The 13,134-nt window shown below is 46.0% G+C and carries 12 protein-coding genes; 6 read left to right on the forward strand and 6 right to left on the reverse strand.

What is annotated here, in order from left to right:
• Nucleotides 1–58: 58 nt before the first annotated feature.
• Together QUA78_RS29930 and QUA78_RS29935 are read right to left on the reverse strand one after the other, a co-directional pair.
• Nucleotides 59–478: a hypothetical protein gene (locus QUA78_RS29930; protein ID WP_333399185.1), complete on the reverse strand. Its 420-nt coding sequence runs from the start codon at nucleotides 476–478 to the stop codon at nucleotides 59–61.
• Between the two features lie 86 nt (nucleotides 479–564).
• On the reverse strand, nucleotides 565–1,602 hold the full coding sequence (locus tag QUA78_RS29935; protein WP_333305238.1) for an NADP(H)-dependent aldo-keto reductase: 1,038 nt from the start codon (nucleotides 1,600–1,602) through the stop codon (nucleotides 565–567).
• Between the two features lie 205 nt (nucleotides 1,603–1,807).
• Here QUA78_RS29935 and QUA78_RS29940 point away from each other — a divergent pair, with 205 nt between their 5' ends.
• The 5 genes from QUA78_RS29940 (at nucleotide 1,808) to QUA78_RS29960 (ending at nucleotide 8,833) form a co-directional block, all read left to right on the forward strand.
• The gene (locus QUA78_RS29940) at nucleotides 1,808–2,947 is read left to right on the forward strand and encodes a DegT/DnrJ/EryC1/StrS family aminotransferase (RefSeq protein ID WP_333305239.1); all 1,140 of its coding nucleotides are present in this window, start codon (nucleotides 1,808–1,810) and stop codon (nucleotides 2,945–2,947) included.
• 149 nt (nucleotides 2,948–3,096) lie between these two features.
• Nucleotides 3,097–3,972, forward strand: coding sequence for a cyanoexosortase B (gene crtB / locus QUA78_RS29945; protein ID WP_333305241.1), 876 nt, complete (start codon nucleotides 3,097–3,099; stop codon nucleotides 3,970–3,972).
• Complete coding sequence (locus QUA78_RS29950) at nucleotides 3,972–4,691, forward strand: cyanoexosortase B system-associated protein (protein ID WP_333305242.1); 720 nt, start codon at nucleotides 3,972–3,974, stop codon at nucleotides 4,689–4,691. Before crtB ends, QUA78_RS29950 begins: the two co-directional genes overlap by 1 nt.
• Before the next feature lie 129 nt (nucleotides 4,692–4,820).
• A complete protein-coding gene (locus QUA78_RS29955) occupies nucleotides 4,821–6,398 on the forward strand; it encodes a polysaccharide biosynthesis/export family protein (RefSeq protein ID WP_333305244.1) in 1,578 nt (525 codons plus the stop codon).
• Nucleotides 6,399–6,556: 158 nt separating this feature from the next.
• The gene (locus tag QUA78_RS29960; RefSeq protein WP_333305246.1) at nucleotides 6,557–8,833 is read left to right on the forward strand and encodes an AAA family ATPase; all 2,277 of its coding nucleotides are present in this window, start codon (nucleotides 6,557–6,559) and stop codon (nucleotides 8,831–8,833) included.
• A 314-nt stretch (nucleotides 8,834–9,147) separates the two neighbouring features.
• Here QUA78_RS29960 and QUA78_RS29965 read toward each other — a convergent pair whose 3' ends face one another.
• Nucleotides 9,148–9,426 carry a hypothetical protein gene (locus QUA78_RS29965; RefSeq protein WP_333305248.1) on the reverse strand — a complete coding sequence of 93 codons (279 nt, stop codon included), beginning with the start codon at nucleotides 9,424–9,426 and terminating at the stop codon, nucleotides 9,148–9,150.
• 440 nt (nucleotides 9,427–9,866) lie between these two features.
• Between QUA78_RS29965 and lpdA the strand changes: the two genes are divergently transcribed.
• Entirely contained in the window at nucleotides 9,867–11,303 is a 1,437-nt protein-coding gene (gene lpdA / locus QUA78_RS29970) for a dihydrolipoyl dehydrogenase (RefSeq protein ID WP_333305250.1), read from the forward strand.
• Here the strand turns inward: lpdA and QUA78_RS29975 are convergent.
• From QUA78_RS29975 to QUA78_RS29985, 3 genes are all read right to left on the reverse strand, one after another.
• Nucleotides 11,272–11,763, reverse strand: a complete 492-nt coding sequence (locus QUA78_RS29975; protein WP_333305252.1) for a HEPN domain-containing protein — start codon at nucleotides 11,761–11,763, stop codon at nucleotides 11,272–11,274. The genes lpdA and QUA78_RS29975 overlap by 32 nt on opposite strands.
• Nucleotides 11,760–12,086: a nucleotidyltransferase domain-containing protein gene (locus QUA78_RS29980; RefSeq protein WP_333305253.1), complete on the reverse strand. Its 327-nt coding sequence runs from the start codon at nucleotides 12,084–12,086 to the stop codon at nucleotides 11,760–11,762. The genes QUA78_RS29975 and QUA78_RS29980 overlap by 4 nt, the downstream gene beginning before the upstream one ends.
• Nucleotides 12,087–12,191: 105 nt before the next feature.
• Nucleotides 12,192–12,965 (reverse strand): HEAT repeat domain-containing protein, encoded by a 774-nt coding sequence (locus tag QUA78_RS29985; RefSeq protein WP_333399186.1) that lies wholly within the window; start codon nucleotides 12,963–12,965, stop codon nucleotides 12,192–12,194.
• Nucleotides 12,966–13,134: the final 169 nt, after the last annotated feature.

Below are 13,134 nucleotides of genomic sequence, written 5' to 3' on the forward strand. Positions count from 1 at the left end.
TAGTTATACTAACCAGTGGGTTAGGTTAACCGTCCCTGGATATTTCTATCCATTTAGATTAAACGAATCGCACTACCCCATCTACTATAGGATAACCACAATTCAGAGTTCCATCAATATTCCTTTGAATAAAAGCGCGACTGACGTTCTCAGTTATAGTTCGATTGGGATGGTAAACTCTACCAATAGGACGCTGAAAATCAATGATGTATTGACCTCGATATTTAGGTACTAATTGCTCAGCTATTATCCAATCCTCTGAATTTAGCCATTGTCCTTGGTCATCTTTAGTGCTTGCAGCTCTTCCCATAAGTTCATGGGGTTTAAGTTGGGGGCCGTGATGACGAGCAATATGGTCGTAAGCTTTCGTTGATTTAGGATTGTTCCATTGGGGTTCTGTTCCTCTACCTGTCCATTCACAACCGCTGCCAACTTCTACGCTATAATCTATTATATCCTGTTCTATAATTTCTGCCACTTCGGTATTTTTTATTAGTCCAACATACATAATATAAAAAAGTGGTAATTTGGGCTTCGTTACCTCAACCCAACTTACTAATAAACTTACGGTGTCGGATTCGGATACTTAGCGTGCACCGCATTGATTTCCGCTATAATATCCTGATCCAAATTCACCTCCAAACTACCGATATTTTCCTCCAATTGTTCGAGACTTGTTGCACCGATAATTGTGCTAGTCACAAACCAGCGCGATCGCACATATGCCAAAGCCATCTGCGCCGGACTTATCCCATGTTTCCCCGCAATCTCAACATACGCTTTCACCGCATCATTCACATTAGTTTTATCGTAACGCTGACCAAATCCCGCAAATAAAGCCAACCTTGAATTTTCGGGAATTCCATTCAAGTATTTCCCCGTTAACAGCCCAAATCCCAAAGGACTGTAAGCCATCAATCCCACATTCTTAAAACGGCAAGTTTCTGCTAAATTTAGGTGAAATGTCCGATTGCTCAAACTGAAAGCATTCTGAATCGAAACAACCTTCGGCAATCCGTGTTTTTCAGCCAACGTGCAAAACTCGCAAACTCCCCAAGGCGTCTCATTACTTAAACCTAAATAACGGATTTTCCCAGCTTTAATTAAGTCAGCAAATACCTCTAACTGTTCCAAAATCGGTACTGTTTCGTGCTCTTGGGCGATGTCGTAATCCGGCGCGCCAAATAAGGGGACGTAGCGGTCTGGCCAGTGGATCTGATACAGGTCGATGTAGTCAGTTTGCAAGCGCTTCAGGCTGTCATTTAGGGCTTTTTCGACATTTGGGCGATCGATCTGATTTTTCCCTTCCCGAATCCACTTTAATCGAGTGCTTCTGCCCGCCACTTTAGTCGCTATAATGACTTTATCCCGCTGCTGTTTCGTCAACCATTCGCCGATATATTCCTCTGTTTTTCCCTGAGTTTCCGCCTTTCCAGGGACAGGATACATTTCGGCCGTATCGATAAAGTTGATGCCTCTATCAATCGCAAAATCGAGCTGTTGTGCCGCTTCTGCAACGGTGTTCTGCTGACCGTAAGTCATCGTACCCAAACAGATTTCAGATACTGATAAGTCGCTGTCGCCAAGTTTGTTGTATTCCATAATTTTGATTGCTGCAAAATTCTCTGCTTCTATATTACCGAAAAATTTTCATTTAGTTGATGACTCAAAAAAAAGTATTTTCAGCGCAGCTATTCCGTAAAATCTCTCCCTTTTCTCTCTTTTACTCTGCGCCCTCTGCGGTTAAACTATTTTCAAAGCTATTTGCCCTTAAATGTTAATATAAAGAATTATGCCCCGATAGTTTATGAGTAACCGCCTGCCCAAAGTTCCGTTTGTAAATTTCTCCCTGCAACACCAACCAATCCAATCCCAAATAGCAGAAGCAATTAGAAAAATTATCCAGGAAGGAGACTTTATTTTAGGTCAAGCACTCGCCGAATTTGAAACAGCATTTGCAGCAGCTTCTGGAGTAAAATACGGCGTAGGAGTGGCTTGTGGAACAGATGCGATCGCTATGGGACTCCAAGCTTGCGGCATTAATCCGGGCGACGAAATTATCATACCCGCTAACACTTTTATCGCCACCGCGATCGCAGTCCTCCAAGCCAAAGCTATACCTATTATTGTAGATTGCGACCCCGAAACCGCCCTGATTGACCTCACAGCAGCCGAAACAGCAGTTACCTCGAAAACTAAAGCAATTATCCCCGTACACCTCTACGGTCAAATGGTATCGCCCCGGCAGCTTTTAGATTTTGCAAACCGCCACGATTTAATCATATTTGAAGATGCCGCCCAAGCGCACTTAGCCGAAAGAGAAGGATACCGCGCGGGTTCCATTGGCAAAGCAGCAGCATTCAGCTTTTATCCCAGCAAAAACCTCGGTGCTTTTGGCGACGGCGGGATGTTAATTACTAACGATGCAGAGCTCACAGACAAAATGCGAACTCTCCGCAATTACGGAGCACAAAGCAAATATTTACACACAGAAATTGGCACCAACAGCCGTCTCGACAATTTGCAAGCCGCCGTGCTCAATGTTAAATTGCCTTACTTAGAAAAATGGAATCGCGATCGCACCGACGCCGCCCAACACTACAATACTCTATTAGAACCCTTGAAAAACAAAGGTATTGTACCGATCGCCAACCACAGCAGCAGCGGTCACATTTATCACCTATATGTTATCCAAATTACTGAGGAAAGCTCGATCGACCGCAACACCCTTCAGGAAAAACTCGCCCAAAACGGCATTCAAACAGGCATACACTATCCCGTACCTTGTCACCTGCAACCCGCCTACCAAAACTTAGGCAATCGGGGCGACTTCCCCCGCGCAGAAACTCTGTGCCAACAAATTTTATCATTGCCAATGTATCCCGGATTGAGCAATACTCAGATCGAGCAAGTTGTTCGGGCGATCGTACTATCATTGAATTGCTAATTGTTCGTAAAACTTATGCTGCGGGTGTTTCAAGCAGTAGGTTGGGGTTCTCAAAGCGTTTATGTGGGGAATTAACAAATCTTTAACAGACAGTTCCAAACCGCACAGCGTTGCGAATCCAGCGCGGCAATATCAAAACTTTTTAAACTATGCACATCCAGCGCCGAATTCGCATTGTTTTCAAGCGATACCTCCTGGGGGAAGGTATCACGGTACTCCTAGTGCTGCTGTACGCCCCCCTGCTAGTACACTGGTACGACGGTTGGTTCAACAAAAACATCAGCATCGAACACGAATATTTCAGCCACGGACTAATTGGTTTGCCTTACGCTGCTTATATTGCTTGGATGAACCGAAAGTCCTGGCGCAGCTTGCCCAACTCACCGCATCCTTTGGGAGGCTTTTTGCTGGTACTAGGGACGCTTTTTTATCTGAGTCGCTTGAGCGATTTAGTAAATTTATCCCTGCCAGTAATGCTAGTCAGCATTTGCTTATCTTTAAAAGGAATTCCCGGCTTGCAATTGCAGGGGATGCCGCTTTTATTCGTATTTCTCGCCTCACCAAACCACATTCCTTACCTCATAGAACCCTACGCCTTGCCGTTGCAGCAATTCATTGCTGAAACATCAGGCTTGATATTAATTAAGGTTGGTCTCAACGTGAGAGTGGAAACAATTTATCTCTACGTAAACGATCGCATTGTAGAAGTTGCTCCCCACTGTGCAGGCTTGAAAATGCTGTTTACCAGTCTTTACGTCAGCCTAATGCTGCTGGATTGGACGGGAGTTTGGAGTTCCCACAAAAGAAGCCTTTTGTTTTTAGTTTGTACATCTATCATTAGCATCACTTCCAACATTTTCCGCAACACTTTGCTAACTTACTTTCACGGAACCGAGAGAGAGGGGCTTTTTACTTGGCTGCACGCCGGATGGGGCGGAGACTTGTATTCTGCTTGTATACTAGGCTTATTGGTACTTCTACTCAACGGGGTAGAAAAGTATTTCCCAAGCAAGTCTGGCAATTAATGAAACAGATGATTTCAGCACGGAAATTACTGCGGCGGTATCAATTATCTAAAATTATGGTACTGGTGTTTTTGCTGGTATTAGTTGGGGCAGTAGCAATTCCGGGCTACGGGACAGGAAGGTGGCCTTGGACAAACCCGCCAACCCTTGCCAACCTCAATCAATTGAAAAGTTTGCGCCAAAATGGGATGACAATTCCCGGGTGGCAGGTGATCCGCGTCCAGAATAACGTCCAAATTGGGGGTCACAGATGGTTAGTTGAAGAAATTAAAAACGATCGAACAATTGCTATTTTATTGCTGTTGCCTCAAAATAGCCCCAAAAACCAGCCCCAAGTAGAATGGCTAGATCTCGATGGATTTCACCGGTGGCAAACAGATTCTCATCGCACTTTGAGGTTTACAGTTAAAGTAGCGCCAATACACGACCAGCCACCGCCTAATGTTGAGACCCGGTTTTTCCGAAGCTGGACTCCCCAACAAACTTTTGCTGTCGTGCAGTGGTACGCTTGGCCTAACGGGGGTTCTCCAACAACCAGCCGCTGGTTTTGGGAAGACAGCATTGCTAGACTGTCGAACCGCCGCGCCTCTTGGGTTGCTGTCAGTATCATCCTTCCCATTCAACCGCAGGGCGACATTAAGATAGCTCAACCCTTGCTCGAATCTCTCGGCGAAATTGTACAGGCTAAATTAATGGCAGAAACTTTTCGGTTTGAGTAAGTAGCTAGGTGCAAATAAATCGGTCTACGGGGTGGGCGGGTTTTGCCACAATAAACGGCCTCCTAGTAAATATCCAGTTTCAACCCGCCCCTAAAATATCTTATTGTTTTTTAGCGTCCCTCTATTTAGATGAAACTTAAAAGTCAGCTAATTATTCAAAATATTTATGTTTTTAATCCTCTCAAAATGCCAGTAAAATCCACAATTAAAAATCGCGTCGCTGTTTTCTTGGCAGGCTGGTATTCAACTGCTTGGACTCTATCTTTTGCTGCTGTATTCTGGGGCTTTAACAGCAAAATTTTTTCGGAAACTGCTTTAGCTCAATCAGTTGTTCCTAGTTCCCAGCGGCTCGTGCCGCCACCGCCATTGCGCGTACCGCCACCGCCGCCTGCCAATCTCAACCGGGAAATTAACCCAGCTTTTCGGAATCGGCCCTACCGCCTGGGCCCGGGAGACCAGATTACTGTTCAAGTTCAGCGCTTCCCAGAGCTAGGTTTTACAGGTGCAATCAGCCCTGAAGGGGTAATTGTACTGCCGCTAATCGGAACAGTAAATGTGCGCGGTCTTACCGTCGAAGAATCACAGCAGCGCCTCCGGGAGCGCTTTGGCCAATTTATCAAAAATCCTCAAGTCTCGGCTGCTTTGCTGGTTCAGCGCCCCGTAGTGGTGACGGTGACGGGGGAAGTGGCCAGACCGGGTTTTTATCCGCTGCAAACTCCCCAGCTTCCGACGGCTCTGGCGGCTGCTGCTGGGACTACTCCTACGGCGGAACTGCGGGCGGTGCGGGTGCGGCGGACTCTGCCGGGAGGTGCTGTCGCGGAGCAAGTTGTTGATATTTTGACACCGCTGCAAACTGGTATTGCTCCGCCGGATTTGCGTTTGGAAGATGGAGATGCGATCGTCGTACCGTATAAACAGGTTACGCCCGATCGCAAATCGGATCAAGATTTAGCATCCAGGTACAGCCTCGCTGCTGCCGCTGTCCCCGTCCAAATCACTGTCACCGGAGAAGTCAGCAAACCGGGTTTTTACACGCTTCCGGCGGGTTCTGGTCGAATTTCGGCTGCTTTGGTGGTTGCGGGGGGAGTCACGGGAAAAGCCGATTTGCGGGAGGTGCGAGTGCGGCGGACGCTGATGGACGGCTCGTCGGTGGAGGAACCAATCGACCTCTACACTCCCCTAGCAAACGCTAACGATTTGTTCGATTTTCCTTTAGCATCGGGAGATGTGATTGTCATCCCGGAATTGGACGCTAGTACCAAAAACCTAGACTATGACAAAGCTCTGGTGGCGCGGTCTACCCTGATTAAGCCCAGGATATACGTTCGAGTTTTGAGTTACGCTAGTGGTGGTTTGACCTCGTTCTACGTAGAAAATGGCAGCAGGTTTTTGGATGCTCTCAACAACTTGCCTGTTAATCTTGCTGACTTGCGGAAAATAGCCCTGATTCGGTTCGACGAAAAGCAAGGTAGAGCAATCAACCGTTCGATAGATGCTAAAGCTGCTTTGGAGGGCAATGTTTCTCAGAACCCGATGCTCGAAGATAATGATGTGATTGTGATTGGTAGGAATTTGGTAGAGCGCATTGGTTATGTAATCAATATTTTTACTCGACCATTCCGCGATACTTTGGGATTTATTCTGTTCTTTGAGCAGTTGAGAAATGGGGTAACCGATCTGTTCGGCCCGTCACGTAATGATAGGTAGTCATACTATTTTCGATTTGAGATGTGGAATGACTTATGCGATATGGGTTTAGATCGCAGACCGAAAGTTTTAATGTTTTTGGGAATGGGTATCATTTGTCAGCAATCATTAGCGATCGTTAAAAATTAGCAATCTAAAATCTAAAATCTAAAATCATCATGACTTTATCCGTTGTTAAACGTTATTTAATTGCTTTTGACCAATACAAGTGGGTGGGACTGGCTACTCTCGCGGTGACTGTAGGCGTGTCGGGAGTAGTTGCTTTGCAGCCAACTCCGCCGCCCGTTTACGTTGCAATAGGTACGCTGGCATACAAGAGACCGAGTGTGATTTTTTCATCTACTACTACTAAAATTCAACAGGAAGGACAAGAAATAACTAAAGATATGCTGCTGGATACATGGGTGGTTAAACGTGCCGCAGAAAAACTCATCAAACCCGAAGGGAAATTAAACGAAGAAGAAGCGGAAAAAATACCAGCTTTGGCTGAAAAGCTGGTAAAAGACGTGCAGGTAAAGATGCCGAGTAAGAATAATGACCCCAGCGCTTTGATTCAAGTATTGTACAAAAATGTCGATCGCCAAAAAGCAGTAAAGGTAGTAGAGACGGTGATGAACGAAATGGTGGTTCGCAGCAAAACTATTAATACTTCTAGACTGCGAGTAACGATCGCCCAAATTAACCAGCGCTTGCCGAAAGTAACTCAGGAGCTCAGAGATCTCGAAGCAAAACTTGAAGCCTACGAAAAACGAGAAGGAACTTCAATTTTAGCAGCTCAGAGCGGTGTACTGCCGCAAGCGATTACCAGCAACCAACAGCAGCAGCGGCAACTCCGCGTGCAGTTGGGAGGAATTGAAGCTCAAATGAAAAGCTTGCAGGATCGCTTGGGATTGAATGTGGAGCAAGCTTACGTCGCTCAAGCACTCTCTGCCGATCCAATTATTGCGCAACTGCGAGTGCAATTGTTTTCGCTCGAATCTCAGCTCAAAATTCTCCGCAGCGACTTGCAGGAGGAACACCCAAAGATTGTAGAATTGGTCAAACAAAAACTTGTTTTTGAGCAGCAGTTGCAGCAGCGACAGTCTGAGGTGCTCGGCGGTAACGGGGTGGCGGCTCCGCTCAGAAGTGCCGATCGAATTCGGGTAGACTCTTCTTTAGACCCGGCGAGACAGCAGTTAGCTCAAAGTTTGATTGCTTTGCAAACGCAGCAGGATATGTTGCAACAGCAACTCAAAGGAATCGAGAAAACTGAACAGCTATTGCGCCGGGAACACGCGACAATCCCGAACAAGCAGTTAGAACAAGCGCGGTTGGCCCAGCAAGTGGCGCTAAAAAAATCTCTCTACGATAAGATGCAGTTGGCTTTGGTAGATGCTGAGGCGGCGGTAGTGGAGACAACGGGAAGTTTGACAATCATCGCCCAACCTCCCAAAACTGATGACGTTGAGTCAAACAAGAGAGGTTTGCCCGTGATGCTGGCGGTGGGGGGATTTGTGGGATTGCTGCTGGGCGGGGGGTTGATATTTTTGTTGGGGATGCTCAACGGCAAGTTTTACAGTTGGGAAGAAGTGCGGGCGGCTTTGGTGGAAAAAGAGGTGCCGATACTGGGAGTTTTGCCTGAAGTGACGGTGTTTGATTCCTACGGCGATGAAATGCCTCTGGCCCTGGAGGCAAATTCTCCCTATTTGGAATTTTACGAGCGGTTGCGTACTAATTTGCGCCGGATTGGGGACAAACCGGTGAAGGTGGTGTTGTTGACTTCGGCGGCGCCTTTGGAGGGGAAAAGTTTTAGTGCTTACAATTTGGCAATTGCATCGGCTCGATCGGGTAAGCGGACTTTGTTAATTGAAGCAGATTTGCGATCGGCTTCTAACGTTGAATCTTTGAAAATCGCTGCCGATCCTCTGGCGGCGGTGGAACCTTTGCACTATTACGGCAATATCAGCGAGTGCGTCCTTTTGGTTCCAGAGGTAGAGAACCTATACGTAGTGCCGAGTCCGGGCTTTTTGCGGCAGGCTTCGGCCGTACTTGAATCGAGCGAAATGCGGAGGTTGTTTGAGGATGTTCGCAACCGCTTTGATTTTGTGGTTGTGGATTCTCCAGCCTTGAGCGAGTGCAACGACGCGCTGACGCTGGAACCGTACACGGACGGTATGATTTTGGTGGCGCGGCCTGGTTACACTTTGTCTAGTATGTTGTCTGAGGCGGCAGATCAGTTGCTGGAATCTGACGAGGAGGAGTCGCATAAATCCGGCCCGCGGCTGTTGGGAGCAATTATTAACGGTGCTGATATTGCGGTGAAGTTCCGCAATGATATTGAGGAATTTGAGTTGCCTTTGAGTACGATCGGCGATCGGGCGATCGAAGTGCGATCGAGGCAATTACCGCAGCAGTCAAAGCCTAAAAACAAGGCTATTAATAGTAAATTGAGCTAATTTATGTGGCTTGATTCTGGTAAAGCAATCCTCAACGAAATGTGAATGTATTGTAGGCTGCAACCTAAGCAGCTTAAGCCGAAAGCACCGTTAACAGTCAGTTGATTTGAGATTTGAGACTTCAGCGTCAGCGCTGAGTCGAACGATTTGAAATTGAAAAATTGACTCCACAGACGAATCTGGGAGCTGGAACATTAATCTAAAATTTTTCGCTCTCCACGACTCCTGTCTTCCAGCAAGTATCAGTTTTTGGGCGAGGTCAAGGCATTTTAGATTTTAGATTTTAGATTGAAGCATTGACTCGACAGATGAATTTATTGATTCGATTCCGGGCGTTTCTGGTGTTTGTTCTGGATGAACTGTTCCAAATCGGCGATCGCATCTTCAAAATCCGACAAATTAATTTTCGCAGGTCTAGTCTTCTTCGGCAAACTCGAAGACTGACTCGAAGACTTAGCCTGAGGCGGTGGAGATTTAGGTTGTGCCGCTTGACTGCTGTTCGATTCTATAGAATCGAACAATTCATCAAGCGACTCAAAAAATGATTGAGCCGAGGCCCGGCGTAAATCTTTCTGGTCGTCGTCATCCGTCATAAGCCACTCCATAGACTCTAAAAGTTGTCAACAAACTCTGCCCGCCCCCGGCGCGTGCAGACAGGAAAACCCGACTAAAACAAGCAAGCGGACACAATTTAACCGAACGGTGGAATGCCTGCTGCTGAACTTGCTGCCCCAATATAAAAGCTGCTGCGGGCATTGTCAGCCTTCAAACTATATTTAACTCTACACCCGCCTACTGAGTGATTTGAGACTTGGTGCAGACCCAGCTCAAAATCATTGACCCTGAAAAAATCTCAGTTACTGCTCTTTCGTTGTCTAATTAACCCTAGTCTAGTCGAGAATAAGGAAACAGGACTTGCGCAACTATTACCGCTGTTCAAGGGTTGCGATGGCAACGCGCCAGCTCGAAAGGACGGACAGACGGTGTTTTTTGCTTGAGTCCTAAGATTTCAAAGGCATTAGGAGATTTTAAGGTGACTCAGGGATTTGATTACGATTTAGCAATTATCGGCGCTGGCGTGGGCGGACACGGCGCGGCCATACACGCGGTTAGCTGCGGGCTGAAAGTGGCAATTATCGAAGCGGGCGACATGGGCGGGACTTGCGTCAACCGCGGCTGCATTCCCTCGAAGGCGCTGTTGGCGGCTTCCGGGCGGGTGCGAGATTTGCGGAATGCCCACCACCTAAAGGCTTTGGGAATTCAATTGGGGAGTGTGGATTTCGATCGCGGGGCGATCGCCAATCACGCTAACACTATTGTTAGCAAACTTCGCGGCGACTTGACCAACAGCCTCAAACGTTTGAACGTCGATACTATCCAAGGTTGGGGCAAAATCGCCGGTTCTCAAAAAATTACCGTCGAAACCGATAAAGGCGAGAAAACTCTTACTGCCAAGGATATTATTCTCGCTCCGGGTTCGGTTCCCTTCGTCCCCCCCGGGATAGAAATTGACGGCAAAACTGTATTTACCAGCGACGATGCTGTCAGGTTGGAATCGCTGCCGAAGTGGATTGCAATTATTGGCAGCGGTTATATCGGTTTGGAGTTTTCGGATATTTACACGGCCCTGGGCTGCGAAATTACGATGATTGAAGCTCTAGATCAATTGATGCCGACTTTCGATCCAGATATTGCTAAGTTAGCAGAACGAGTGTTAATTGCACCTCGCGATATTGAAACAAAAGTTGGGTTGTTGGCTAAGAAGATTATTCCTGGTTCGCCGGTAATTATTGAATTAGCTGATTTCAAAACTAAGGAAGTTGTCGAAGTTTTGGAAGTTGACGCTTGTTTGGTAGCAACTGGCCGAGTTCCGGTGAGCAAGAATTTGGGATTAGAAACTGTTGGCGTGGAAACGATGCGCGGTTATATCCCAGTTAACGATAAGATGCAGGTTTTGGTGGCGGGAGAACCGGTGCAAAATTTGTGGGCGATCGGCGATGTTAACGGCAAGATGATGTTAGCGCATTCTGCGTCTGCTCAGGGAATTGCTGCGGTGGAAAATATTTGCGGGCGAACTCGCGAAGTTGACTATTTAAGTATCCCGGCGGCGGCGTTTACTCACCCGGAAATTAGCTATGTGGGAATGACTGAACCTGCGGCGAAGGAGTTAGGAAAAACTGAAGGGTTTGAGGTCGGTTCTGTCAAGAGTTATTTTAAGGGAAATTCTAAGGCTATTGCGGAGGGTGAAACCGACGGTATGGCTAAGGTGATTTACCGGAAAGATACTGGGGAGTTGTTGGGAGTTCACATTTTCGGTTTGCACGCTTCGGATTTGATTCAGGAGGCGGCAAATGCGATCGCCCAGCGCGATTCTGTTAACAATTTAGCATTCCGAGTTCACACTCACCCGACGCTTTCGGAAGTGTTGGATGAGGCGTTTAAACGGGCGGCTGGAGCGGGTAGTCATTAATTTGTAGGGGCTGTTTTCTTGTTTTATATCCCCGACTTGTTGAATAAGTCGGGGATATCGGTATTCTGTTGTAGGGCGGCGGTAGAGTGCCGATCGCATTTTCAGCTAATTCGATAAATTCTTCAGCTTGGGCGATCGATTCTGCGGCTTGATCGCTCGTAACTGCATCAAGTTCGCCGTAATCTCCAGCATTTCGCAATTCTTGAGCTCTGATGAGGTATTGGTGAAACTTAACAGGAACTCTTCCTGTACGAGCAAATTCTCGGCCAAAGGCACTAATGACTGCGGAATGTTTAGAAAAAGATAGTCCTTCACCTTCTAAAAATGCTTCGGCGATATAAAACATAGTGTAGTAGGCGCGAGAGGCTGCATAATCCGGGTATTCGCCCTCTAACATTAACTTAGCCGCTGAAAGGCTTTGACGAGCTTTTGCGAGTAAGTTTAATTGAGCGGATGTCATATTAAAATTCCCTCTTTACGGATATTTCTCAGCAAAGGGCTTTGATAATTAGTAAATTTTTCTTCATTCATAAACTGGCAGCTAATCACTTCATCATTTTGCAGCGACAAATCTGCTACAATCTGAAGAGTTCTATCAATTTCTTCGCCCGCTTGAACTGGCGCTTTCAGAACTACTAAAACATCTATATCTGAGTCTGGGTCTGCATCGCCTCTGGCTTGGGAACCGTAGAGTACCATTTGGGTGAGGCGATCGCCGTAGAGTTGCTCGAAGTGCGATCGAAGTTGCATCAGTATGTTTTTAAGTTTATCGTTAATGCTCATATTTGTTACAAATGATTGGAGGGCTATCGGACATTTACTATGTTAATATAATTTCACTAAATTGAGACATTACATCAATGCAGTCAATAATAATTAATTAGTTGCTTAACTGTGCCAAGCCTCATAATAGTCGGGGAAAGGCATAGTTTGAGTGCATTGCGAAAGAACCTCGTAACACTTATGATAAATATCGAAATCTTCCTGGGTATATATCTGATTTTGCAGAGGATGTTTTAAATTTGAGACGGCAGATGACAGCGGATATCTTTTAAGTATTTTTCCCAAACTATAAGCTGTGTAAATAGGAATATCTGGAGCGTTGTAAATCATGTCTATTAATACTTTAATTACTTCTTCGTGCCTTACGTTAGTATTACCCAGGTATTCAATTGCAAAATTACTAATTACAAAATTTCTGTGGCTACTCAACTCACTCAGTAGCGCAACGGCTTGCTTATCATTAGTACCAAATTCGCCTAAAAGCCTGACCGCATCCCGAAAAATACCCTCATTAGGACTATTGTGAATTATATCAATAAGTGGCTGAATTGCTTTAGGAGATTTAGAGCAAATATGCTCGAATGTTTCTTCTGCCCATCTACGTTTTAATTCGTCTTTACTCGATTCTTTTTCGTCAAGCAGCCAGTGGATTAATTGCCAAACAACATCAAATATGGTGTGTTGAATAATTCTGCCAGCTTGAGGATGATCTGGGGCAATTTTCGCTAAGCTAAAATGCGCTTCACTAGGAATAAATTCATCAGCACTTTTTTCTATCAGAGCGACTAACCTCGCGATCGCTTGCTCATTACCGGGAGAGATTTTCCCCAAGCACTCAGCCGCTTTTAAACAGGTGTACTCATTGGAAGTGTTGTACATTACCTCACTAAGGATATTCACCAACTTTTGATTGCCTCTACCCATTTGCTCCAAAGTATCAAATACTTTGTTAAGGGTGTACTTATGGGAAGTAAGCTGTTTCGCATTAAAACTGGTATAATAATAAATCACAAGTCACAGAAAAGCCAGAAGTATGCCAGCCAAAAAT

Origin of the sequence: Microcoleus sp. K4-B3, assembly GCF_036704615.1 — a bacterium.
Classification (GTDB): Bacteria; Cyanobacteriota; Cyanobacteriia; order Cyanobacteriales; family Microcoleaceae; genus Microcoleus.